Below are 25,044 nucleotides of genomic sequence, written 5' to 3' on the forward strand. Positions count from 1 at the left end.
CTACACGCCGAACGACACTCTTTCCCTACACGACGCTCTTCCGATCTGTCCATCGTGCGCGAGGTGGCCACGCTGCATGGCGGCAGCGCTGCCTTCGCGCTGGATGGCGGCCTGCGCGTGACCTTGACCTTGCCGGCTCAGGCCACCTGAGCCCGCCGCCCGGTCCAGCGCTGCACCGCCGCGCACCATGCCCACGCGCCCAGGGCGAATGCAACCGTGAGCCCCAGCAGGGGCCAGGTGGGCGCGGCAAAACGGAACAACGAGGCCACCGCCGGCACCGTGACGCTCACGGTCAACAGCGTGAGCGCCCCGCCAACAATCCAGCCGAAAGCCGGGTTGCGTCCGGCGCGCCGGATGCCCGCGGCCTGGCCCACACGGTTCACCTGAATCAGCGCCAGATTGCCGAGCACCAGCACGCCGAAGGCCACGGTGCGCCCGGCGTCCGCCGCGCTGCTGAAGAGACTGGCCGCCTGATAGCCCGCCAGAACGGCCGCCAGCAGGCCGGCGCCCTGCCACAGGCTGCGGCCCACCAGCGCCGCATCGAACAACCGGGCTTCGGGTCGCCGCGGCGGCTGGCGCATCGCGCCGTCTTCCAGGTCTTCCGCCTCGAACACGATGGAGCACGCCGGGTCGATCACGAGCTGCAGAAACAGCACGTGGGCCGGCGTCAGGATCATGGGCCAGCCCAGCAGCACGGGGGCCACCGCCAGACCGATGATGGGCACATGGACCGCCAGAACAAAGGCAATCGCCTTGCGGAGGTTGGCAAACACACGCCGCCCATAACGGATGGTGGTGACGAGGGCACCGAAGTCATCGCGCAACAGAACCAGGTCGGCCGCTTCGCGGGCCACATCCGTGCCGCGTCCTCCCATGGCCACGCCGATGTGCGCGGCCTTCAACGCGGGCGCATCGTTGACGCCATCCCCCGTCATGGCGACCACGTCGCCACGAGCCTGAAGGGCCTGCACCAGCCGCAGCTTCTGTTCGGGGCGAACCCGACAGAACACCTGGGTGTCACCCAGGCGCGCCGCCAGCGCTTCATCGGTGAGGGCATCCAGATCGGCGCCGGTCAACGGCCCCCCGGTGGCGTCCAGCCCGGCCTGGCGGGCAATGGCCAGCGCGGTCGCCGGGTGATCGCCGGTGATCATCGCCACCCGGATACCCGCCTGACGACATTCGGCGATGGCCGCCGGCACATCGGGCCGCACGGGATCCTCCAGCCCCAGCAGCCCGACAAACCCGAAGTCGAAATCGTGCTGGATGGCTGGCAAGGCTTCCGTGGCGAACACCGCCCGGGCCACACCCAGCACACGCAGCCCGTCTGCCGCCATGGCGGCCACCTGGCGGGCGATGCGCGCCCGGTCGGCTTCGGGCAGATGGCACAGATCCACGATGGCCTCCGGCGCGCCTTTGGCCGCCACCAGCAACGCCTGCTGGTCAGGCGAGCGCCACACCCGGGACATGGCCAGCAACTCGCGAGACAGCGGGTAGTCCGACACCAATGTCCAGTCGGCATGCAGGTGCTCCGACCCATGCAGCCAGCGCTGGCCAGCCACGCCAATGGCCGATTCCATCGGATCAAACGCCTGACGGTGGCTGGACAGCACCGCGTACTCGAGCACCGGATGGAAGGCGTGCGCCATGGCATCCCGAGCCTGATCGCCCAGTTCGAAACTGCCGGATTCAACCCACAGGCGCCGCACCACCATCTGGTTGCGCGTCAGGGTTCCGGTCTTGTCCACACACAGCACCGTGGTCGCGCCCAGCATTTCGACAGCCGGGATGTTGCGGGTCAGGACCTGCTCGCGAGACAGCCGCCACGCACCCAGCCCGAGGAAAATGGTCAGCACCACAGGCAACTCTTCCGGCAGGATGGCCATGGCCAGGGTCAGTCCTGCCAGCACACCGGTGAGCCAGTCGCCCCGACTCACCACCCACCCCGCCGCCAGGGCCGCGGCGATGGCGAGGCCCACCGCCGCCACACGCTTGACCACGCGTTCCGTCTCGCGCTGAATGGGCGTCTGCCCGATGCCGATGGCGCCGAGTGAAGCACCGATACGGCCCAACGCACTGCGCGGCCCCGTGGCCACCACAACGCCCCGCCCGCTGCCCTGGGTGACCAGCGTGCCGGCAAAGCACACCGCGTCTGCATCCGGTGGGGAAACCGCATCGGCCGCCCCGGCCTGTTTGAGCACCGGAATCGATTCGCCCGTCAACAGCGACTCGTCGGTGGTCAGGTAGCTTGCATCGTGCAACGCAAGGTCGGCTGGCACCCGATCGCCCTCGGCCAGCAGCACCACGTCACCGACCACCAGCTCGCGACCGGCAATGCGCAGGGGAACGCCATCGCGCACCACGAGCGCGCGCGGACTGGAGAGGTCGCGCAAGGCTTCCAGCGCGTTCTGGCTGCGGCGCTTCTGCACATAGGTCATCGCAATGACCACCGCCACAAAGCCGAGCAGCATCAGCGCTTCATGCCGGTCGCCCAGCGTCAGGTAAATGACGCCGCACGCCACCAGCAGCAGGAACATGGGCTCGCGCACGACCTCCCACAGCAGGGCACGCGCCCCGGAATGGGTCGCGCTGCCCAGCGCGTTGGGGCCATCGCGCAGCAGGCGCTCGCGTGCTGCCGCGCTGCTCAGCCCGGCGGGCGCCTCCTCCTCTGTGGCCGAGCTTTGCCTCTGCGCGGCTGACGTGTCTCCCACCACCCTGTGCCCCCTTTTCAACCCCGTTCGTGTCGGGATGCTCTCGCCATGATGCCGGAGCCGCGGCTGACACCCATCGGCGTGGGCACACCCGCCCTCATATTGGTCAGACCAATCAACATTTTTCCTATCGCCCGGGTTAACCCTGGGTTTCGGGCGTTGACGCTGTTTCGAGCCGTCTCTTACAGTCACGCCCTGCCGGGCTGAAAATTGGTTTTACCAATTACCCGCACTGCTGCACTGCCATGAGCACTCCAACCGACATCTACTTCTTTGCCACCTGTCTGGTGGACCTCTTCTTGCCCGATGCGGGCATGGACGCGATCACCCTGCTGGAACGCGAGGGGGTGCGGGTTCACGTGCCCCAAGGACAAAGCTGCTGCGGGCAACCGGCGTACACCAGCGGGCAGCGCGAAGAGGCGATGACGGTCGCCCGCGCCCAGCTCGGCCTGTTCCCGCAGGCAGACTGGCCCATCGTCGTGCCCTCGGGTTCGTGCGCCGGGATGATGAAGCACCACTGGCCGCAGCTGTTTGCCGGCACGCCCGATGAGGGCCGCGCCACGGCCATCGCCGCGCGCGTGGTCGAGCTCACCGACTTCCTGCTGAACACGCTGGACCTCATCCACCGTCCGAGCTGGCCGCAACACGGCGAGCCCACGCGCGTGGCGGTGCACACCTCCTGCTCGGCCCGGCGCGAGATGGGCACCCACCAGCACGGCTGGGCCCTCGTCGACGCGCTGCCCGGCGTCGAACGGGTGGTGCACGACCACGAATCGGAATGCTGCGGCTTCGGCGGCACGTTCTCCATCCGCCACCCCGACATCTCTGGCGCCATGGTGGCCGACAAGGCCGCGGCCCTGCACGGCACGGGCGCCACCACCTTCATCACGGCCGATGGCGGCTGCCTGCTCAACATCAACGGCAAGCTGGCCAAGTCCGAGTGCGGCAGCTTCTGTGGTCAGCACATGGCCACCTTCCTGCTGAAGCGCCTGGAAGGCGCCAAGGAGGTCAAGGCATGAGCCACACGCACGCTGACGACGCCACGCCGCGTGGCCGCATCCTCGCCCGGCTGCGCGGTGCCCTGACCGATGCGCCCGCCGCGCACACGCCCCCGGCGGCCACGGCCGTGGCCAGCCACTACGCTGGCAACACGCCGAACTGGCCCCTGGCCGAGCGCCTGACCCGGCTCGTGAACATGATGCAGTCGGTACAGACCGAAGTGCACCTCGTGCGCGAAAGCGACTGGCCGGCCCGCCTGGCCTGGGTCGTGGGCGACAAGGGCGTGCGCCAGATCCTGCTGGCCCCGCAGACCGCCCATGGCGAGCGCGCCGCCCGGGCTCTGCAGCAAGCCGGCAGCTCCGCCCTCATCCGCGCCTTCGACCGCGACATCGAGCACTGGAAGGCCGAACTCTTCACGGACATCGACGCCGGCTTCACCACCGTGCGCTCGGCCATCGCGGCCACCGGCAGCCTCGTCCTCTGGCCCGATGCCGACGAGCCCCGCACCGTGAGCCTCGTGCCGCCGCTGCACATCGCCCTGCTGGACGGCCGCAAGGTGCACACCCACTTCCATGAAGCCATGACGGCCGAAGGCTGGGCCGCCGGCGGCATGCCGACGAACGCCCTGCTCGTGTCCGGCCCCTCCAAGACGTCCGACATCCAGCAGACACTCGCCTATGGTGCCCACGGCCCCCGCGCCCTGGTGCTGCTGCTCATCGTGCCCGACGAGGTCGACCTGACCGCCCTGGCCACCGCCACCGGAGCCTGCGCATGAAGCCGATCGTGCACAAACTCGAGTTCATGCCCTCGCGCGAGTTCAAGGCCCGCGCGCACGAGGCACTGGGCAACACCGGCCAGCGTCGCAGCTTCCGCGGTGCCATGGACTTTCTGCAGGCCAAGCGCGCCGCGCAGTTCCCCGACGCTGCCGAGCTCGAGGCCCTGCGCACGCTGGGCGAAGGCATCCGCCAGCGCTGCCTGAGCAAGCTGCCCGAGCTGCTGGAAACGCTGGAGGCCCGCCTGACCGCCAACGGCGTGCAGGTGCACTGGGCGGAAACGCCCGAGCAGGCCAACGCCATCATCCGCGGCCTAGTGGTGGCCACGGGCGGCGACCTTGTGCTCAAGGGCAAGTCGATGGTGAGCGAGGAGATCGAGCTCAACCACCACCTCGCCGAACACGACATCACCGCGATCGAATCGGACATGGGCGAGTACATCGTCCAACTGGCTGGCGAAAAGCCCAGCCACATCGTCATGCCAGCCGTCCACAAGACGCGCGCGCAGATCGCCCGGCTCTTCCACGAGAAGGTGCCGGGCGCTCCTCTTACGGAGGACGTCGACGCCCTCATCCGCATCGGCCGCCACGCCATCCGTGACCTCTACCCCCAGGCCAAGGTCGGCCTGTCGGGTGTCAACTTCGCCGTGGCCGAAACCGGCACGCTGTGCCTGGTCGAGAACGAGGGCAACGGCCGCATGTGCACCACGGTGCCCGACGTGCACATCGCCATCACCGGCATCGAGAAGGTCGTCGAGTTCCTCAGCGATGTGCCGCCGCTCTACAGCCTGCTGACGCGCTCGGCCACCGGCCAGCCCATCACCACCTACTTCAACATGATCAGCGGCCCGCGCCGCGACGGCGAGCGCGATGGCCCGAAGCAGGTGCACCTCGTGCTGCTGGACAACGGCCGCAGCCAGGCCTTTGCCGACGAGCAGCTGCGCGCCACCCTGCAGTGCATCCGCTGCGGTGCCTGCATGAACCACTGCCCGGTGTACGCCCGCGTGGGCGGCCACGCCTATGGCACGACCTACCCGGGCCCCATCGGCGCCATCATCTCGCCGCACCTGCTGGGCCTGCAGAACACCAAGGACCTGCCCACCGCGTCCAGTCTCTGCGGCGCCTGCGGCGAGGTCTGCCCCGTCCGCATCCCGATCCCCGATCTGCTGCTGCGCCTGCGCGAAGAGGCCGTGCGCGCGCCGGATCAATCGGTGAGCCACCCGCTCAAGGGCCAGGGCGCTGCGCACGACCCGCACCTGGCAGGCGTCTGGCGCCTGTGGGCCTGGCTGCACGCCAACCCGCTGCGCTACCGCGCCTACACCTGGCTGGCCACCCGCCTGCGCGGCCTGATGCCCCGCAAGCAACTGGGCTGGACCCTGCACCGCATCGCCCTGAAGCCTGCCCCGAAGACGCTGCAAGAGCGTCTTGCCGAACGCCAACGATGATGACCCCGCAACACCAGGCCTTTCTGGCCGACCTGTCCCGCCACCTGCCGGCCGAGCGCCTGCTGACCGACCCGCTGCGCACGCTGGCCTATGGCACGGACGCGAGCTTCTACCGCCTCGTGCCGCAGATCGTCGTGCTGGCGCGCAACGAAGCGGAAGTCGCCACGCTGCTGCGCCTGGCGCACCACCACCAGGTGGCCCTCACGCTGCGCGCAGCCGGCACCAGCCTGTCGGGCCAGGCGGTCAGCGATTCGGTGCTGGTGCTCGTCAACGAGGGGTGGACACAGCAGGACGTGCTGGACGAAGGCGCCCGCATCCGCCTGCAGCCCGGCGTGATCGGGCAGCACGCCAACGACACGCTGCGCCCCTACGGCCGCAAGATCGGCCCGGACCCGGCCTCGATCGCCACCGCACGCATCGGTGGCATGGCGGCCAACAACAGCTCGGGCATGTGCTGCGGCACCCGGCAGAACAGCTACCACACGCTGCACGCGCTGCGCGTGATGCTGGCCGACGGCACCGTGCTGGACACCGGCGATGCCGCCAGCGTCGCTGCCTTCCGCGTCAGCCACGCCGAGTTGCTGACGGAGTTGAGCTGGCTGGCCACGCAGGCCCGCGAGAACACCGCGCTGCACGCCAAGATCCGCCACAAGTACCGCCTGAAGAACACCACCGGCTACGGCCTGAACGCACTCGTCGACTTCGATGACCCGGTGGACATCCTCACGCACCTGATGATCGGCTCGGAAGGCACGCTCGGTTTCATCGCCAGCATCACCTACGACACCGTGCCCGATCTGGCACACAAGGCCTCGACCCTCGTCCTGTTCGACGAGCTGGACGTGTGCTGCCGCGCCGTCACGGCGCTGAAGGAGCAGGGCCGCGTCGCCGCCGTGGAACTGGTCGACCGCCGCAGCATCGCCGCCGTGCAGGGCAAGGCCGGCATGCCGGCCTTCATGTACGGCAACCTGCCTTCGGATGCCGCAGCCCTGCTGATCGAAGTGCACGCCGGCGACGCGCAGGCCCTGCAGGCCCATATCTCGGCCGTCGACACGCTGCTGCACACCTTCTCGCCCGCCGCCCTGAGCGGCTTCTCCACCGACCCCAAGGTGTGCGACACCTACTGGGCGCTGCGCAAGGGCCTGTTCCCCGCGGTCGGTGCCGTGCGCCCCGTGGGCAGCACCTGCGTGATCGAGGACGTCGCCTTCCCCGTGGAGCGGCTGGCCGAAGGCGTGCGCGGCCTGACCGCCCTGTTCGACCGCTTCCACTACGACGAGGCCCTGGTGTTCGGTCACGCGCTCGAAGGCAACCTGCACTTCGTGTTCGCGCCGGCTTTCGACAGCGACGCCGAAGTACGCCGCTACAGCGACTTCATGGACGCCGTCAGCCAGCTGGTGGCCGTCGACTTCGGCGGCTCGCTCAAGGCGGAACACGGCACAGGCCGCAATGTGGCGCCGTATGTGAAGCTGGAATGGGGTGAAGACGGCTATGCGCTCATGCGCGCCATCAAGCGCCTCTTCGACCCGGCCGGCCTGCTGAACCCCGACGTCATCATCAGCGACCGGGACGACGTGCACCTGGCGGATCTCAAGCGCCTGCCCGCGGCCGACCCCATTGTCGACACCTGCATCGAATGCGGCTTCTGCGAGCCCGCCTGTCCGTCCAACGGCCTGTCGCTCACACCCCGCCAGCGCATCGTGCTGTGGCGCCGCATCCAGCAACTGCGCCGTGACGGCAGCGACCCCTCGCTGCTCGCCGAACTCGAAGCCGAGTACGGCTGGGCCGGCGTCGACACGTGCGCCGCCACCGGCATGTGCGCCACCCGTTGCCCGGTCGGCATCAACACCGGCGCACTGATGAAGCAGCTCAAGGGCCCGAGCGCCCATGCCGCCACGGCCAGCCGCATCGAGCGCAACCTGGGCACGGTGGTGGGCACCGCCCGCATGGGCCTGGGCGCCCTGCAACTGGCCCGCAGCATGGTGGGCGAGCGCACCACGCACAAGCTCAACACCCTGGCTCACAAGGTGATCCCGGTGTTGCCCGTTGCACCGGCCGCCACCCCGGGCCCGGCCGCACCGCTGCCCCCCGCCCCCACGCCGGCCGCCACCGAAGACAACCAGGTGGTGTACTTCGCCAGCTGCGTGAACCGCTGCTTCGCCGAACGCCCGCAAGGCGGCGACAACCTCGCCACCCGCACCTTCAACCTGTTTGCCAAGGCCGGCCTTACGCCGGTCTACCCGCCCAACCCGGCCACGCTGTGCTGCGGTCAACCGTTCGAGTCGGCCAACGCCACCGAAGCAGCGCAAAGCGCCCTGGCCCGCACCAACGCCGCGCTGCTCGTCGCCAGCCGGCAAGGCCGACTGCCGGTCTACCTCGACAACGCGCCCTGCTCGCTGCGCCTCATCGAAGCGCAACGTGCGGGCCAGCTCGACGCCCGGCTGCAGCTGTTCGACGCCACCCGCTTCCTGGCCGAACGTGTGCTGCCCCGCGTGGCCGTCGTGCGCCAGCTCGACCACCTCGCCGTGCACGTGCCCTGCGCCACCAGCAAGGCCGGTCAGCGCGACGCGCTGCTGCGCGTGGCCCGTGCCTGCGCCCGGCAGGTCACCGTGCCCGACATCGCGTGCTGTGGCTTTGCCGGCAGCAAGGGCTTCACGCTGCCCGAGCTGAACGCCAACGGCCTGCGCCATCTGCGCGCCGCCCTGCCCGATGCCTGCGAGCACGGCGTCTCCACCAGCCGCACGTGCCAGATCGGCCTGAGCACGCACAGCGGCCGCCCCTACGCCAGCCTCGAAGCCCTGCTCGATGACTGCACGGCGGCCCGCCCCGGTGCGGCCTTCCATTCCCCGCATACCCATTCATCCACCGCGACACCGAGGAGACACATGACAGAACACGCGACCACCTCTGCTCCGCTGACCCAAGACTGAGCCCGGCGCCCTCCGCGCCGCACCCCTTCCCTTCAACCTGAGCGCCAGGGCTGGCCACAAGCCCGCCTGCGCGCGAAAGCGCTTTCCATGACCACCTGGATCCAGAACTACGCCCCCTTGGGCAGCCTGGGCCTGTCGGCCGCCGTCGCCGTCCTGCCCGTGGTGTTCTTCTTTGTCGCCCTCGCGGTGTTCCGCCTCAAGGGCCACGTGGCCGGCACCATCACGGTCGCCATCAGCCTCGCCGTGGCCATCCTCGGCTATGGCATGCCGGCCGACATGGCCTTTGCCGCCGCGGGCTACGGCTTCCTCTACGGCCTGTGGCCCATCGCGTGGATCATCATCACTGCGGTGTTCCTCTACAAGATCACCGTCAAGACCGGGCAGTTCGACGTCATCCGCGCGTCGGTGCTGTCCATCACCGATGACCAGCGCCTGCAGATGCTGCTCGTGGGCTTTGCCTTCGGTGCCTTCCTGGAAGGCGCGGCCGGCTTCGGCGCCCCGGTGGCCATCACCGCCGCGCTGCTGGTGGGCCTCGGCTTCAACCCGCTGTACGCCGCCGGCCTGTGCCTGATCGCCAACACCGCCCCGGTGGCCTTCGGCGCCATGGGCATCCCCATCCTCGTGGCCGGCAAGGTCACCGGCATCGACCCGTTTGCCATCGGTCAGATGACCGGCCGCCAGCTCCCGCTGCTGTCGGTGTTCGTGCCGTTCTGGCTCGTGTTCATGATGAACGGCTTCAAAGGCATCCGCGACACGTGGCCGGCCATCCTGGTCGCCGGTGGCTCGTTCGCCGTCACCCAGTTCATCACCGCCAACTACGTCGGCCCCGAACTGCCGGACATCACCTCGGCCCTGGTGAGCCTGGTCTCGCTGACCCTGTTCCTGAAGGTCTGGCAGCCGCGTGAAAGCTTCCGCTTTGCCAACGCCGGTGACGGCGTGGGTGCGTCGGCCGTCGGCGGCGCCGTGCTGACCGGTGGCCCGGCCCGCGGCCGCGCTTCGGGCTATACCGCCGGCCAGATCCTCAAGGCCTGGTCGCCCTTCATCATCCTCACGGTCATCGTCACCATCTGGTCGATCAAGCCCTTCAAGGCCCTGTTCGACAAGGCCGGCCCGCTGGCCAGCTGGGTCTTCAAATTCGAAGTGCCGCACCTGCACAACCTGGTGATCAAGTCGGCGCCCATCGTGGCCGAAGCCAAGCCCTACGAAGCCATCTACAAGCTCGACCTGTTCTCGGCCACCGGCACCGCGATCCTGATCTCGGCCCTGCTGACCGCCGTGGTGCTGCGCTTCAAGCCGCGTGACTGCGTCGAGACCTTTGTCGAGGTGCTCAACGAACTGAAGCGCCCCATCCTGTCGATCGGCATGGTGCTGGCCTTCGCGTTCGTCGCCAACTACTCGGGCCTGTCCAGCACGCTGGCCCTGGTGCTGGCCGGTACCGGCGCCGCCTTCCCGTTCTTCTCGCCCTTCCTGGGCTGGCTGGGCGTGTTCCTCACCGGCTCCGACACCTCGTCGAACGCGCTGTTCTGTTCGCTGCAGGCCACCACGGCCCACCAGGTCGGCGTGTCCGACACCCTGCTGGTGGCGGCCAACACCACGGGCGGCGTGACGGGCAAGATGATCTCGCCGCAGTCCATCGCCGTGGCCTGCGCGGCCGTGGGCCTGGTCGGCAAGGAATCGGACCTGTTCCGCTTCACGCTGAAGCACAGCCTGTTTTTCGCCTTCCTGGTCGGTCTCATCACCATGGCTCAGGCCTACTGGCTGACCTGGATGATCCCTTGATCGCCGCCTAAGGAAAACCCGCAGCAAGGGAAATTTGCCCGCGCCCTGCGCGGGTTTTCCCTTGAATCAGCGGCCGCGCGAGACACTCGCCGCCCTGCTTCACCGCTTCGTGCCACCCGCCACCGAACCACTGCTTCATGCTGGAGCAGTGTTCAGCGTGTCGGGTGGCACAGTCTTTTGGGTAAACCCTGCGCCGCACGCGGGCCAAAGCCGCGTCAACTGCCGCCACTGTGTCAGCGATGCGCGATTGGGGCCCGAATCAAACTGGCACGGGCTTTGCCCTCTGCACACCTCGTCCTTCCCCCAACACTGAGGAGACTCGAATGAAGTTGAAGACCCTTTCCCTCCTGATGGCCGCCGGCCTGGCCTCGTTCAGCGGCCAAGCCAAGGTCACAGACGCCATGCTGGCCAACGACGCCAAGACGACCGGCGACGTCCTCTCGTGGGGCATCGGCACCGAGGGTCAGCGCTTCTCGCCGCTCAAGAGCATCAACACCAAGACCGTGTCCAAGCTGGTCCCGGCCTGGTCGTTCTCGTTCGGTGGTGAAAAGCAGCGCGGTCAGGAATCGCAGCCGCTGGTTCACAACGGCAAGATGTTCGTCACCGGCTCCTACTCGCGCATCTACGCGCTCGACGTCAAGACCGGCAAGAAGCTGTGGAAGTACGAGCACCGTCTGCCTGAAGGCATCATGCCCTGCTGCGACGTGATCAACCGCGGCGCCGCCCTGTACGACAACCTCGTGATCTTCGCCACGCTGGACGCCCAGCTGGTCGCCCTGAACCAGGACACCGGTGAAATCGTCTGGAAGGAAAAGATTGACGACTACGCTGCGGGCTACTCGGCCTCGGCCGCTCCGCTGATCGCCGAAGGCCTGCTGCTGACCGGCGTGTCGGGCGGCGAGTTCGGCATCGTGGGCCGCGTGGAAGCGCGCAACCCCAAGACCGGCGACCTGGTCTGGGTGCGTCCGACGGTGGAAGGCCACATGGGCTACACCTACGACAAGGACGGCAACAAGAAGGAAAACGGCATCTCCGGTACCCGCAACGCCACCTGGTCGGGTGACCTGTGGAAGACCGGCGGTGCGGCCACCTGGCTGGGCGGCACCTACGACGCCAAGACTGGCCTCGCCTACTTCGGCACCGGCAACCCGGCTCCGTGGAACAGCCACACCCGCAAGGGCGACAACCTGTTCTCGGCAGCCACCGTGGCCATCGACATCAAGACCGGCCAGATCAAGTGGCACTACCAGACCACCCCGCATGACGGCTGGGACTTCGACGGTGTGAACGAGTTCGTCACCTTCGACATGAACGGCAAGCGCATGGGCGCCAAGGCCGACCGCAACGGCTTCTTCTACGTGCTGGACGCCACCAACGGCAAGCTCGAGAACGCCTTCCCGTTCGTCAAGAAGATCACCTGGGCCAAGGGCATCGACCTGAAGACCGGCCGTCCGATCGAGAACCCGGAAAGCCGCCCGGGTGACCCGGCTGCTGGCGACGGCAAGAAGGGCAAGACTGTGTTCAACGCCCCGTCCTTCCTGGGCGGCAAGAACCAGATGCCGATGGCCTACAGCCCGAACACCGGCCTGTTCTACGTGCCGGCCAACGAATGGGGCATGGACATCTGGAACGAGCCGATCGGCTACAAGAAGGGTGCTGCGTTCCTGGGTGCTGGCTTCACCATCAAGACCGTCTTTGACGACTACATCGGTGCCATGCGCGCCATCGACCCGAAGACCGGCAAGATCGTCTGGGAAGTCAAGAACAACGCCCCGCTGTGGGGTGGTGTGCTGACCACTGCCGACCTGGTGTTCTGGGGCACTCCGGAAGGCTACCTGAAGGCAGCTGACGCCAAGACCGGCAAGATCGTGTGGGAGTTCCAGACGGGCTCCGGCGTGGTTGCGCCTCCGATCACCTGGGAAGACAAGGGCGAGCAGTACGTGGCCGTCGTGTCGGGCTGGGGCGGCGCTGTTCCCCTGTGGGGCGGCGAAGTGGCCAAGAAGGTCAACTTCCTCGAGCAAGGTGGCTCGGTGTGGGTCTTCAAGCTCGCCAAGTGATCCAGTGATCTTTCTGTGATTTCTGCAGAGCCCTGTGACCCAGGGCTCTTTCAAGAGGCTCCGGCGCTACTCCAGCGCCGGGGCCTTTTTTTCGTTTGCGGAGGATGGTTAACACAATCAAGGTTCATGCCTTCGCCATTCTCATTGCCCTTTGGTGATGCCTTCCACCCTGGCGGGCGGCTCCGGCTCTGGTCATATCGGTATTTAGACCACTTGTCTCACTTCGCAAATGAACCCTGTCTCCTACTTTGAAGTACCCGTTTCAAACATGCTGCGTGCAAACGCTTCTACGAGCGCATCTTCAGCATACGACTTGATCTCACGCAGATTGATGGAAACGAGATGGCCTTGTTTCCATACGCTGAAGGACAGCCTGGCGCATCAGGAGCATTGGCGAGTGGCCCCAGTTACATGCCAGGAAAATCAGGCGCCCGGCTTTACTTTTCTGTAGACCAGATCGACCAAACCCTAGAACTGGCACTCCAGCAGGGAGCTGAGGCCTGCTACCCAGTTGCTGAGGTGCCTCGGTATGGTTGGGTGGCAGAGTTCATTGACACCGAGGGGAATTGCATTGCGCTATATGCAGCGGCTCGTTCCTCAAGTCCGGCTTAACCCAGCAACCAGACAAGGGAAGCCCATGGCAAAGTCCGTTCAAACACTTCTTGAAGACATCCGCCTGCTTGGCGCGACGCAGTGCGACATCGTGCAAGCTGTCCGCACGCTCATCAGCAAGCAGTTCTCGTCGAGTTCTGCGGCGTCTTGGCCTACAAGGAGTACGTCTCGGTCGAGTTCGGCCACGGCGCCAAGATCAATGATGGCCTGGGGTTTCTTGAAGGCGCGGGCAAGTGGCGCCGCCACATCAAGCTGAAGTCTGCTTCCGACATGTCTATCTGAAACTGGCACACGAGGCAGCGCAAGCCTAGCCTGTGACTTGGCTTCTACGCCTCTGCCGTCCACGCTGTGCCGTCCTCCTTCAGGGCAGCAGCCGGTAGCCCACCGCAGTCTCGGTAAGCAGGTGCCTTGGCCGTGCTGGCTCGGCCTCCAGCTTCTGCCGGAGATTGCCCATATAGACGCGGAGATAGTGGTTGTCCTCCACATGGCTGGGCCCCCACACGGCTTTAAGCAGCTGACGGTGAGTCAGCACTTTGCCCGCGTTGGCAATGAGATGGGTGAGCAGGCGGTACTCGGTGGGCGTGAGGTGAACCGTCTGGCCTTCGCGCAGCACGCGGCGTGCAGCCAGGTCGACCTCCACGTCGCCAAAGGCCAAGCGGCTGACCGGAGCCTGGCCTGCGTGAGCCGCCACGGCCTGGGCGCGGCGCTGGGCCACGCGCACCCGTGCCATCAGCTCGCCCACGCCAAAAGGCTTGGTCAGGTAGTCGTCGGCGCCGGCGTCCAAGGCGGCGATCTTGTCCTGCTCGTCGGCGCGGGCGGAGAGCACGATCACCGGCACGGACGACCAGCTTCGCAGGTCCTTGAGGTAGTTCAGTCCATCGTCATCGGGCAGGCCAAGGTCCAGGATGACGAGATCGGGGTGACGGGTGCCGGCATCGATCAGCCCCTGACGCACCGTTTCGCATTCATGTACCACCCAGGACTCGGCCTCCAAGGCCAAGCGCACGAAGCGGCGGATGCTGGGTTCGTCTTCGACGATCAGGACGGTGGGTTTGGGTTCACTCATGAGCGCGCTGCTCCATCTCTTCTTCGCGCGGCAGGGCGGGGGGCTTTCCCAGCGGCAGGGTCAGGACGAAAGCAGCCCCTCCCAGAGCAGAACGCTCAGCCCAGATGCGGCCGCCATGCGCAGCCAAGATACTCCGGCAGATCGCCAGCCCCAGGCCCACGCCGGGAATGCTGCTCTCGTTCTTGGCGCGGGTGAATTTCTCGAACAACGCCTCTTCACGGCCGACCGGCAGGCCGGGGCCGTCGTCGGCCACGGTCAGCCGCAACTCGCCTTCTTTCACCTCGGCCGTCACCTCGATGAGGCTGCCTTGCGGGGTGTACTTGGAAGCGTTTTCCAGAAGATTGGCCAGCACGCGCTCAATCAGCACAGCGTCGATCTCGACCAAGGGCAGCCCCGACGCCATACGGGTCTGGACGCGATGGCCGGCCAGCACGCTGTGCATGGCCCGCAACGCGGCGCCGAGCACCTCGTCGACAGGCAGCCATTCCCGACGCAAACGCACAGCGCCACTCTGCAGCCGCGCCATGTCCAGCAGGTTGTTTACCATGGCGTTGATGCGCTGCGACTCCTGGCGCAAGGCAGCAGCCATCTCAAGCCCCTGGGGCGTCAGGTCTGGAAGCGACGCCAGGGTATCGGCAAGGCCATAGACCACGGCCAAGGGCGTGCGCAGATCATGCGAGAGTGCCGAGAGCAGCGAGTTGCGCAACCGCTCTGACTCAATGTGCACCAGGGCGTTCTGTGCCACCTCCACGTAATGCACCCGCTCGAGCGCCTGCCCCACGATGCTGGCCATGGTGTCGAGCTGAGCACGGCGCTCGGGGCGCAGCACGGCGTCCACGGTGCAGGGGCGAAGGCACAGCACGCCGCGCGACCGCATGGGCGCGGCCAAAGGCAGGTAAAACCAGGGGCTGCCTGGCAGGGTGTCGGTGGCCAAGCCGGCAGCCTGCCCATGGTCCAGAGCCCACCGGGCCGTGCCGGCATCGGGCGCATCGCCCTCGCCTTCCTTCGCGGGCTGCACGGGCAGGGGCGCGTGCAGCTGCTCGTCTATGCCCAGCACCAGGATTTGCGCACGGCCACGGAACTCGCGCGCCAGGCGATCTTGTGCGATCTGCGCGACCTGCTCGATCTGAAGTGCACCGGAGAGTGCGCGCGTAAGGTCGAACAGGGCCCGCGAGCGCGCTTCTCGCTCAGCCGCCACCTGGGCCTGGTAGCGCAGATGCGCGGTCAACTGGCCGACAATCAGCCCCACCGCCAGCATCACGCCGAAGGTCAGCAGGTACTGCACGTCGGACACCGCGAAAGACAGATGCGGTGCAACGTAGAAGAAGTCGAAGAACCCGACGCTGAGAAAGCTGGCCAGCACCGCGGGCCCACGTCCCAGGCGGAGCGCAACACCCAGCACGGTCAGCAGAAAAAGCATGACGATGTTGGCCTCGTCGAACAGGTCCTGCAACAGCCAGGCAAGGGCTGTGGTGAGCGCGCACGCCGCCCCGGCCAGCCCATACTCCGCGGCCGTACGGGCCGCCCCTCCCCAGTTCGTCTGCGCAGGTTGTAGCTCGACGCGCTGGCCCACCGCCGGCGGCAGGCCGACCTCGATCAGGTCGACGTCCGGCAAGGCCATGGCCAGCTGTTCGCACAAAAGACGGCCGGCCAGCAGCCGGCGCCAGCCAGCCAGGGGCGGACTGCGTCCGAGCACCAGCTTGGCGAGGTTGTGCTCACGCGCATGGGCAGCCAGCGCCGCTGCGGTGTCCTGAGCCTGAAGCACCGCCGTGGCCGCGCCCAGGTCTTGGGCCAGGCGCATCTGCCGCAGCACGCGCTCGCGCTGTGCGTCCGGCAGGCGCTGCAGCGCGGGCGTTTCGACATAGACCGCGTGCCAAGACACGCCCAACTGCTGGGCCAGACGTGCGCTGCTGCGCAGCACGTGTTCGGCACGCGGCGTCGGGCCGACCGCGCAGAGAATGGCGGCCTCGGTGCTCCAGACTTGGGCGATCGCCTTGTTGCTGCGCCAAGCCTGTACATCATCCTCCACCCGGTCGGCGGTGCGACGAAGCGCCAGCTCACGCAGGGCCATCAAATTGCCTTTGCGGAAGAAGTGCTTGGCCGCACGCTCGGCTTGTGCCCCCATGTAGACCTTGCCCGCCTTGAGTCGCGCGAGCAGTTCTTCAGCCGGGGTATCGACCAGAAGCACCTCGTCAGCCGCATCAAAGAAGCGGTCGGGCAGGGTCTCCAGTACGCGCACGCCGGTGATGCCGCCCACCACATCGTTGAGGCTCTCAAGATGCTGGACATTGAGGCTGGTGTAGACATCGACGCCATTGGCGAGCAGTTCTTCCACGTCCTGCCAACGCTTGGGGTGACGCGAGCCCGGCACATTGCTGTGCGCCAGCTCATCCACCACGATCAGCGGGCGCGGCTGCCCCTCCAGCACTAGGGGTTTGAGGCGTTCAAGCGCCGCATCGAGGTCAAACTCCGGCAGCGAATGCCCTCTGTACTCGACGAGGCGGGGGGGCAGCAGGGGTAGGCTCTCGGTCAGGGCCGCCGTCTCGCCTCGCCCATGGGTTTCGACCACGCCCACCAGCACCTGACGGCCTTCCGCCAGCAGCTTGAGCGCGGCCAGCAGCATGGCGTAGGTCTTACCTACGCCGGCCGAGGAGCCGAAGTAGATGCGCAGCTTGCCGCGCGCGGCTTTCTCTTCCTCCGCGCGCAGCTGCTCCAGCAGCTCATCCGGATCGGGGCGTTCGTCGTCTGCCGTCATCGTTATCTTCAGATCCAGCCGGCACGGCGAAAGCGATACCACAGCAAGCCGCACACTGTGATGATCAGGCCCAGCGCGGCCGGGTAGCCCCACAGCCACTTGAGTTCGGGCATGTGCTCAAAGTTCATGCCCCAGATGCCCGCAAACGCGGTGGCCACCGCGAAGATGCCCGCCCAGGCCGCCAGGCGCTTGGTCACGTCGCTGTCCTCGATGGCCACCATGGAAAGATTGGCCTGGATGGCGGTGGCGATGGTCTCACGCACCGCCTCGATGGCGCCGTGGATGCGCGCCAGGTGATCGGCCACGTCGCGGAAGTAATGCTCGGAGGTGCTGCATACCGGTGGCACGCGACCGCCATGCAGCTTGGACAGCATCTCGAGCATCGGAGCCACCGCGCGGCGCAGTTGCATGAGCCGGCGCTTGAGCGCATACAGGCGCTGGATGGTGTCGCGCGCCGCGCCATTGGTGAAGATGCTCTGCTCAATTTCCTCCAGCTCGGCCTCCAGCACGTCCACGATGGGGAAGTAGCGGTCCACCACCGCATCCATCAAGGCATAAAGGACAAAGCTCGGCCCCTGGCGCAACAACTCCGGCTCGCGCTCGGCGCGCTCACGCACGCCCAGGAAATGCTGCGGGCTGTGCTGACGCAACGAGAGCACATAACCCGCGCCGACGAAAACCGCCACCTCGCCACGCTGGATCTCGCCGCCAAGCCAGTCGATCAGATGCATAGACACGAACAGGTCGTTACCATACTCGTCGATCTTGGGCCGCTGCTGGCCTTTGAGCGCATCCTCCACCGCCAACGGGTGCAGATTGAAAAGACGCCGCCAGGGCTCCAGCTCGGCGGCACCTGCGTCACGCAGCGCCACCCACACAAAGGTGTCGGGCCGGTCCAGATAGGCCCCCACCTCGTCGGGAGACAGATCGGCCAGCTTGAGGCCCTCGCGATAGGCAGCGCAGTTGATCAGCATCGTTGCATTGTCAGCTCATCGCCCGGCGTCAGAAGCTGCGTTGCACGCTCAGCACCAGACCCGCCGTGCCCAGCTTCTTGGCTTCCTGGCCTGCGGCGTTGCCGACCTGATAGTAGGCTTTGTCGGCATCGGTGGCGACGATGGCTGCACCGAAGTTGAATCCCCCCAGGCTCTTGCACAGACCCAGCTTCACATCGGTGTAGGACAGCTCACTGTAGTGGCGCACCGACAGCCGCCCAAGGTGGACGTCGAGCGTCAGGCCTTCGGCCAGCTCGAAACGGTAGTTCAGGTCAACGTAGCTGCTGCCCTTGGTGCCGCCGCGTGCGGGCAGGCTGTTGAAATAGGCATAGCCGGCGGTGTCGCTGTTCAGTCCAAAGTAATCGGTCGCAGCCACCGAGAGCTTGGCGCTGAAGGCGCCGGCCGAGACGCCGATGTAAACGTCCACATTGTTGTACTTCTCGCCGGTCGGCATACCAGGGGCGCTGTTGAGCTTGGCGCCGGGATAGACGTAAGCCAGGACGCCCAGATCCAAGGTGAGATCTCGAGACAGCGCGACCTTGCTCCCGCCGTAGAAGTCGAGTTCCAGGCCGGCGCCGTTGTTGTAGCTATTGCCCGATACGTTGGAGCCCCAGATTCCGGCATAGAAGCCGCTGCTGTGAGCGTAGTCAAAGCCGCCCTGCAGGGCCGGCTGGCGCCAGGTCTGGCTGATGCCCCGGAAGCGGTAGTCGCTGAAAAGACCGACGTTGCCGCTGACGCTGTGTGTGGCCGCGCCCGTGGAGGCCTCAGCCAGGACAGGGCCGGCACTAAGGGCCAGCAGAACGAAAGCGAGTGTGTTTTTGGTTTGCATGTTGAGAATAGAAAAAACACCTTACGGCTTCAGGGCGTCCAGCGCCAAATTGAGTTGGAGCACGTTGACGCGCGGCTCACCCAGCACGCGCAAGTCGCGTTCATCGGTATGGGCCTCGACCAGAGCCCGTACCTGGTCCAGCGGCAGGTCCCGTTCGCGAGCCACGCGGGGGGCCTGGTAGCGTGCGGCGGCCACGCTGATGTGCGGGTCGAGGCCACTGGCGGAGGCCGTCACGAGGTCTGCCGGCACCGCAGCCCTGTTGTTCGGATCGGCTGCGCGCAAGGCCTCGATGCGGGCCTTTACGGCATCGGCCAGAGCAGGGTTCAGTGGCCCCTGATTGGAGCCACTGGACAACCAGGCGTTGTTGGCCATCGGAACCGTGGCCGAGGGGCGGCCCCAGAAGTACTTGGGCGAGTTGAAATTCTGGCCAATCAGCTCGGAGCCGATGGTCTGGCCGTCGAGCTCAACCAGGCTGCCAGCCGCTTGCTTTGGAAACAGCGCCTGCCCCACGCTGGTCACCGCCAGCGGATAGAGCAGGCCGGTGATGGTCGAGAGCAGCACCAGGCTGACGAGTGCCGGGCGCAGAGATTTGAACAAATGGGCTTTCATGAGGCCTCCTTAGACGAGATGCAGCACAACAAGCAGCCAGTCGATGAGCTTGATGCCGATGAAGGGCACAATCAGACCGCCAATGCCGTAGATCGCCAAGTTGCGGCGAAGCAAGGTGGCAGCGCCCACCGCGCGATAGGGCACCCCCTTGAGCGCCAGAGGAATGAGCGCCACGATGATCAGGGCGTTGAAGATCACTGCTGAAAGAATGGCTGAACTGGGACTGTGCAGGTCCATCACATTCAGTGCCCCGAGCTGGGGATAGACACCCAGGAACATGGCCGGGATGATGGCGAAGTACTTGGCCACATCGTTGGCGATGGAGAAGGTGGTGAGCGAACCGCGGGTCATCAGCAACTGCTTGCCCGTCTCCACAACTTCCAGCAGCTTGGTGGGGTTGGAATCCAAGTCCACCATGTTGCCGGCCTCCTTGGCTGCCTGTGTGCCGCTGTTCATTGCAACGGCCACATCCGCCTGCGCCAGGGCGGGGGCATCATTGGTGCCATCGCCGGTCATGGCCACCAGGCGACCCTCGGCTTGGTAATCGCGGATCAACTTGAGCTTGGCTTCGGGCGTGGCCTCGGCGAGGAAGTCATCCACCCCGGCCTCGGCCGCGATGGCGGCGGCGGTGAGCCGGTTGTCGCCGGTGATCATCACGGTCTTGATGCCCATGCGGCGCAACTCGGCGAAGCGCTCCTTGAGACCGCCCTTGACAATGTCCTTGAGTTCCACCGCTCCCAGCACCCGCTCCCCATCGGCGACGACCAGAGGCGTGCTGCCGCGTCGCGCGATTTCGTCCACGGCGGCAGCCACCTCGCGCGGAAAGCTGCCGCCGAGACTCTCCACATGGTTGCGGATCGCGTCCTGAGCGCCCTTGCGCAGCTGCTGGCGACCGCCGGCCAGGTCCACACCGCTCATGCGGGTTTGCGCCGTGAAAGGCACGAACTGTGCCCCCAGGCTGCCCATCTCACGCTCACGCAGGCCGTGCAGACTCTTGGCCAGCACCACGATGGAGCGGCCCTCGGGGGTCTCGTCGGCCAGGGAGGCGAGTTGGGCAGCATCGGCCAACTGGGCCTCGCTCACGCCGGGCGCAGGCACAAAGGCGCTGGCCTGACGGTTGCCCAAGGTGATGGTGCCGGTCTTGTCCAGCATCAGCACGTCCACATCGCCGGCCGCTTCCACGGCCCGCCCCGAGGTGGCGATCACATTCGCCGCCATCATGCGGCTCATCCCCGCCACACCAATGGCCGACAGCAGCCCGCCGATGGTGGTCGGGATTAGACACACCAGCAACGCAATCAGCGCAGTGACCGAGACCACGGTGCCGGCACCTGCCACTTCGACGCTGAACACCGAAAATGGCAGCAGCGTCACCGTGACCACCAGGAACACCAGCGTCAGCGCGACCAACAGGATGGTCAGTGCGATCTCGTTGGGCGTCTTCTGGCGCTTGGCGCCCTCCACCATGGCGATCATGCGATCCAGAAAGGACTCACCGGGGTTCACCCCCACACGCACCACCAACCAATCCGAGAGCACGCGGGTGCCACCGGTGACCGAGGAGAAGTCACCGCCGGATTCGCGGATGACCGGCGCCGATTCGCCAGTGATGGCGCTCTCGTCCACCGAAGCCACCCCCTCGATGACCTCGCCATCCAGCGGGATCAGGTCGCCTGCCTCGACCAGCACCACATGACCTTTGCGCAGCTCGTCGGATTGGGTGGGATGCCACTGCGCACCGTGGCGCGGCTCATGCAGTTTCTTTGCCCACGTTTTGGTCTTGAGTCCGCGCAGTGAGGCTGCCTGGGCCTTGCTGCGCCCCTCGGCAAGGGCCTCTGCAAAATTGGCGAACAACACGGTGAACCACAGCCACAGGGCGATGGCCAGCATGAAGCCTGATCCCTCGGGACCGGCGAGCGCGGGGTTGCCCAGGCTGGCGGCCCACAAGCCCGAGGTCAGCACACTGCCCGCGTAGACGACGAACATCACCGGATTGCGCCACTGCACGCGGGGGTCTAGCTTGGTGAAAGCCTCCAGCGTGGCCTGCTTGACCAGCCGAGGTTCCAGTACAAAGTCTTTGGTGTTCTTGCTCATGATGTTTTGCCCTTCACTTCCAGAGCATCAGGTGCTCAACGATGGGGCCCAGGGCCAGTGCGGGCACATAGTTCAGCAAACCAACCAGCAACACTGTGCCAATCAACAGCACGATGAAGAGGGGGCCGTGAGTGGGCAAGGTGCCGCTGCCCACCGGTATGCGCTTCTTGCCGCCCAGCGAGCCGGCGATGGCCAGCACCGGCACAATCACGCCAAAGCGACCCAGCCACATGGCGAATCCCAGCAGGGTGTTGTAGAAAGGCGTGTTGGCCGAGAGCCCGGCAAAGGCCGAACCGTTGTTGTTGGCAGCAGAGGTCAGTGCATAAAGGATCTCCGAGAAGCCATGGGCTCCCGGGTTGGCGACCCCCACCGTTCCCAACGGGCTCAGTACCGCGATGGCCGTCCCCACCAGCACCACGATGGGCGTGATCAGGATGGCGATCGAGCTCATCTTCATTTCATAGGGCTCAATCTTCTTGCCCAGGTACTCGGGCGTGCGGCCAATCATCAGGCCAGCGATGAAGACCGCAAGCAGGGCGAAGACCAGCATGCCGTAAAGCCCCGTGCCCACCCCGCCAAACACCACCTCGCCCAACTGCATCATCACCATCGGCACCATGCCGCCGATCGGCGTGTAGGAGTCGTGCATCGAGTTCACCGCGCCACAAGAGGCCGATGTGGTCACCACCGCAAAGAGGCTGCTTGCATTGATGCCGAAGCGGGTCTCCTTGCCTTCCATGTTGCCAGCAGCGGCATCCACACCCTGCGCATGCAGCAGCGGGTTGCCGGCCTGCTCGGCGGTGGTGGCGATCACCACGGCGACCACGAACATGGTGCTCATGGCGGCCAGAATGGCCACGCCCTGTCGCTGGTCACCGACGATGCGGCCGAAAGCAAGGCACAGTGCTGCGGGAATTAGGAAGATCGCCAGCATCTGCACGAAGTTCGACAACGGGGTCGGGTTCTCGTAAGGATGCGCCGAGTTGGCATTGAAGAAGCCGCCGCCATTGGTGCCAAGCATCTTGATGGCCAGTTGCGAGGCCACGGGCCCCATGGCGAGAAGCTGGGTGTCTGTCTTCTGCTCTTGCATCAGGGGCTGGCCCTGCGCATCCTTCATAGGCTGGCCTTGCGCATCCAGCTTCGGCGCCTGGTAAGTGGTGGCCTCGAGAGTCTGTACGGTCTTGTACGGCTCGAAGTTTTGCAGCACGCCCTGGCCGACAAAGAAGACCGCCAGCACGAAGCTGATGGGCAGCAGGACCCACAGGGTGATGCGCGTCAGATCGACCCAGAAGTTGCCCACGTCCTGGCTGAGCTTGCGCGCGAAACCGCGCATCAATGCAAACACCACGGCAATGCCCGTGGCGGCCGAAACGAAGTTCTGCACCGTCAGGGCCAGCATCTGGGTCAGATAGCTCATCGTGGCTTCACCCGCGTAGCCTTGCCAGTTGGTGTTGGTGACAAAGCTCACCGCGGTGTTGAAGGCGGAGTCCGCCGTCACGGCGGACATGCCCTGCGGGTTCAGCGGCAGCAGATCCTGGAAGCGCTGCAACGCATAGACGAGCAACAGGCCGAGGAAGTTGAATAGCAGCAACGCGACTGCGTACTGCTTCCAATGCTGGCCGTGCTCCGGCTTCACGCCGGCCAACTTGTACAGGGTGCCTTCGACGGCCACCATCACGCGCGGCAGCCGTCCTTCACAGACGGCGACGAGCCACTTGGCTAGCGGCCATGCCAGAAGAAGCAGCAGGCCCATGAACAGGGCCAAGTTGATCCATGCCAAGCCGTCCATCTCAGAACTCCTCGGCGCGGACAAGAGCCACGAGCAGGTAGATAAAGAGACCGGCTGCCAGCAGGCCGCAGCTCCAGTAGAGGAGGCTCATTGCTTGCCTCCCTGCAGACGGTGACTAGCAGCGGCCAAGCCCAGTACCAGTCCAAAGAGCGCCAGACTGATGCTCAGAAATACCCAATCCATAGTGTGAAACTCGCAGTGGATGAAGATGCGAGCAGCTTAGAAAGGGAGGCCTCAGGGAGTCGTAGAAGCTAGCGTCGGAGGTATCAAGAACGCGTAAAGATCGCGTCTCACAGAAAACGTAGAAATCGGCGAGAGCCTGAGCAGAGTCCGAGCCGAACGGGCGCTTCCCCTTGACGATTGAGGGGGTGGCGATGTGGCAGATCCCTGGCCGGACTATTTTTCGAGTCCGTCGGTCTTAGACTGCGGCGTTGGTGCACGCTAACGTTGCGCTTCTTGCAAGCGGAACTGTACGCGTATACAGTTCGCCGGGGCAAAGTTGCCCGTCACACGAACTTCAGGATCCCCCATGCTTGACCATATGACGTTTCGCGTCGTTGACATTGCCCGGGCCAAGGCTTTTTACAGCGCTGCCTTGGCGCCACTGGGCTACAGCATCTGCTTCGAGGGAAATTATGGTGCGAACATGTTCGGCCTTGCCTACCCGGACTCATCGGAGCCGGATGGGAAGAAGGCCGATGTGTGGTTGATCGATGGTCCTTCCCCGTATGGGGGCACGGCCGCCACAACGGGTTGTCACCTTGCCTGGCGGGCAAAGAACCGTGCCCAGGTCGATGCCTTCTACGCAGCAGCCATCGCCGCTGGAGGAAAAGACAACGGCGCTCCCGGACTGCGTCCGGACTATCACGCGAACTACTACGGGGCATTCGTCATCGACCCTGAAGGCAACAACATTGAAGCGGTCTGCCACCTGCCTGAATGAGTGACGTGTTCTGCCGGAAACGGGCAAGGGAATGACATTTTTGATATCCCGACTCCGCTCACGAGCCTGACTTTCGGCGCAACGCTGGCGCCCACATTTGCCCTGGCGTTGCGATATACCGCAGTTGGGGCACGCATCTTCGATGGCCACGGGCGGTGCGCCGTTGATGGCGCGCAGCATCTCCTGCAGCCATGTAGATGCGCTGGCAAGCCCGACCAGCGCCGATCGTGCTGCGGATGCGGGCCAGTATGGATGCCCTTCACTCTCTGCGCCTTTCCATGCACGATGACCTTGGACACGACGGCGCTCACGGCAGCCGCGTTGCAGGGCCTGCGCTCGATCTACCAGCCGGCCGAGGCCGGGGTGATGCTGCTGGACTTGGTGCTAGACAGCCAGGTGCAATGCGAGTTGCTGTGGGATGAGGAGCGCACCGAGGGGCGTGACCGCGCGCGACTGATGGAGGCGCTGGATCAGGTCAATGACCGTTTCGGGAAGCGGACCCTGTTGTTGGGCAGCTCAGTCATGGACCAGTGCACTGACACCTGGGGCATGAAGCGGATCAGGCGCACGCCCCGGTACACGACCGACTGGACAGAGGTGCCGGTGGCAAGAGCTGTTGAATCACGAGCAAAACTGAGCCAGGCGTCACGTCCAAAACTGAGCCACTA

General features: G+C 65.9%; 18 protein-coding genes. 9 read left to right on the plus strand and 9 right to left on the minus strand.

Translation table 11 applies throughout. The annotated features are described in order from the left end of the window. Positions 1–137: 137 nt before the first annotated feature. Positions 138–2,708 (minus strand): cation-translocating P-type ATPase, encoded by a 2,571-nt coding sequence (locus Q0Z44_RS14175; protein WP_298013863.1) that lies wholly within the window; start codon positions 2,706–2,708, stop codon positions 138–140. A 245-nt stretch (positions 2,709–2,953) separates the two neighbouring features. Here Q0Z44_RS14175 and Q0Z44_RS14180 point away from each other — a divergent pair, with 245 nt between their 5' ends. The 7 genes from Q0Z44_RS14180 to Q0Z44_RS14210 all read left to right on the plus strand — a co-directional run bounded on the left by Q0Z44_RS14180 (position 2,954) and on the right by Q0Z44_RS14210 (position 13,581). Further along, a complete protein-coding gene (locus tag Q0Z44_RS14180; RefSeq protein ID WP_298013865.1) occupies positions 2,954–3,727 on the plus strand; it encodes a (Fe-S)-binding protein in 774 nt (257 codons plus the stop codon). Continuing rightward, positions 3,724–4,482 (plus strand): lactate utilization protein, encoded by a 759-nt coding sequence (locus Q0Z44_RS14185; protein WP_298013867.1) that lies wholly within the window; start codon positions 3,724–3,726, stop codon positions 4,480–4,482. Before Q0Z44_RS14180 ends, Q0Z44_RS14185 begins: the two co-directional genes overlap by 4 nt. Then, complete coding sequence (locus tag Q0Z44_RS14190) at positions 4,479–5,924, plus strand: LutB/LldF family L-lactate oxidation iron-sulfur protein (protein WP_298013869.1); 1,446 nt, start codon at positions 4,479–4,481, stop codon at positions 5,922–5,924. The genes Q0Z44_RS14185 and Q0Z44_RS14190 overlap by 4 nt, the downstream gene beginning before the upstream one ends. Continuing rightward, positions 5,921–8,851, plus strand: a complete 2,931-nt coding sequence (locus Q0Z44_RS14195) for an FAD-binding and (Fe-S)-binding domain-containing protein (RefSeq protein WP_298013871.1) — start codon at positions 5,921–5,923, stop codon at positions 8,849–8,851. Before Q0Z44_RS14190 ends, Q0Z44_RS14195 begins: the two co-directional genes overlap by 4 nt. Before the next feature lie 87 nt (positions 8,852–8,938). Beyond that, positions 8,939–10,630 (plus strand): lactate permease LctP family transporter, encoded by a 1,692-nt coding sequence (locus tag Q0Z44_RS14200; RefSeq protein WP_298013873.1) that lies wholly within the window; start codon positions 8,939–8,941, stop codon positions 10,628–10,630. Between the two features lie 323 nt (positions 10,631–10,953). After that, positions 10,954–12,687 carry a PQQ-dependent methanol/ethanol family dehydrogenase gene (locus tag Q0Z44_RS14205; RefSeq protein ID WP_298013875.1) on the plus strand — a complete coding sequence of 578 codons (1,734 nt, stop codon included), beginning with the start codon at positions 10,954–10,956 and terminating at the stop codon, positions 12,685–12,687. Positions 12,688–13,446: 759 nt separating this feature from the next. Beyond that, positions 13,447–13,581, plus strand: coding sequence for a hypothetical protein (locus Q0Z44_RS14210; RefSeq protein WP_298013876.1), 135 nt, complete (start codon positions 13,447–13,449; stop codon positions 13,579–13,581). Between the two features lie 79 nt (positions 13,582–13,660). Here Q0Z44_RS14210 and kdpE read toward each other — a convergent pair whose 3' ends face one another. The 8 genes from kdpE to kdpF are packed head-to-tail and all read right to left on the minus strand — an operon-like array spanning position 13,661 to position 23,524. Then, a complete protein-coding gene (gene kdpE / locus Q0Z44_RS14215) occupies positions 13,661–14,365 on the minus strand; it encodes a two-component system response regulator KdpE (protein WP_298013878.1) in 705 nt (234 codons plus the stop codon). After that, positions 14,358–17,120 carry a DUF4118 domain-containing protein gene (locus Q0Z44_RS14220; RefSeq protein WP_298013880.1) on the minus strand — a complete coding sequence of 921 codons (2,763 nt, stop codon included), beginning with the start codon at positions 17,118–17,120 and terminating at the stop codon, positions 14,358–14,360. The genes kdpE and Q0Z44_RS14220 overlap by 8 nt, the downstream gene beginning before the upstream one ends. 8 nt (positions 17,121–17,128) lie before the next feature. Beyond that, positions 17,129–18,094, minus strand: coding sequence for a magnesium and cobalt transport protein CorA (locus tag Q0Z44_RS14225; RefSeq protein WP_298013882.1), 966 nt, complete (start codon positions 18,092–18,094; stop codon positions 17,129–17,131). Positions 18,095–18,122: 28 nt separating this feature from the next. Beyond that, a complete protein-coding gene (locus Q0Z44_RS14230; protein ID WP_298013884.1) occupies positions 18,123–18,941 on the minus strand; it encodes a TorF family putative porin in 819 nt (272 codons plus the stop codon). 21 nt (positions 18,942–18,962) lie between these two features. Beyond that, positions 18,963–19,550: a potassium-transporting ATPase subunit KdpC gene (gene kdpC, locus Q0Z44_RS14235; RefSeq protein ID WP_298013886.1), complete on the minus strand. Its 588-nt coding sequence runs from the start codon at positions 19,548–19,550 to the stop codon at positions 18,963–18,965. 9 nt (positions 19,551–19,559) lie between these two features. After that, positions 19,560–21,644: a potassium-transporting ATPase subunit KdpB gene (gene kdpB, locus Q0Z44_RS14240; protein WP_298013889.1), complete on the minus strand. Its 2,085-nt coding sequence runs from the start codon at positions 21,642–21,644 to the stop codon at positions 19,560–19,562. Between the two features lie 13 nt (positions 21,645–21,657). Then, positions 21,658–23,433, minus strand: coding sequence for a potassium-transporting ATPase subunit KdpA (kdpA, locus tag Q0Z44_RS14245; protein WP_298013892.1), 1,776 nt, complete (start codon positions 23,431–23,433; stop codon positions 21,658–21,660). A gap of 1 nt (position 23,434) precedes the next feature. After that, positions 23,435–23,524 carry a K(+)-transporting ATPase subunit F gene (kdpF, locus tag Q0Z44_RS14250; protein WP_298013895.1) on the minus strand — a complete coding sequence of 30 codons (90 nt, stop codon included), beginning with the start codon at positions 23,522–23,524 and terminating at the stop codon, positions 23,435–23,437. A gap of 438 nt (positions 23,525–23,962) precedes the next feature. Here kdpF and Q0Z44_RS14255 point away from each other — a divergent pair, with 438 nt between their 5' ends. Beyond that, the gene (locus Q0Z44_RS14255; RefSeq protein ID WP_298013898.1) at positions 23,963–24,376 is read left to right on the plus strand and encodes a VOC family protein; all 414 of its coding nucleotides are present in this window, start codon (positions 23,963–23,965) and stop codon (positions 24,374–24,376) included. 291 nt (positions 24,377–24,667) lie between these two features. Further along, on the plus strand, positions 24,668–25,044 hold a 377-nt coding region (locus tag Q0Z44_RS14260; RefSeq protein WP_298013900.1), incomplete at its 3' end, for a DUF4113 domain-containing protein.

The sequence above is a fragment of the uncultured Aquabacterium sp. genome, assembly GCF_947366995.1.
Taxonomy (GTDB): domain Bacteria; phylum Pseudomonadota; class Gammaproteobacteria; order Burkholderiales; family Burkholderiaceae_C; genus Aquabacterium.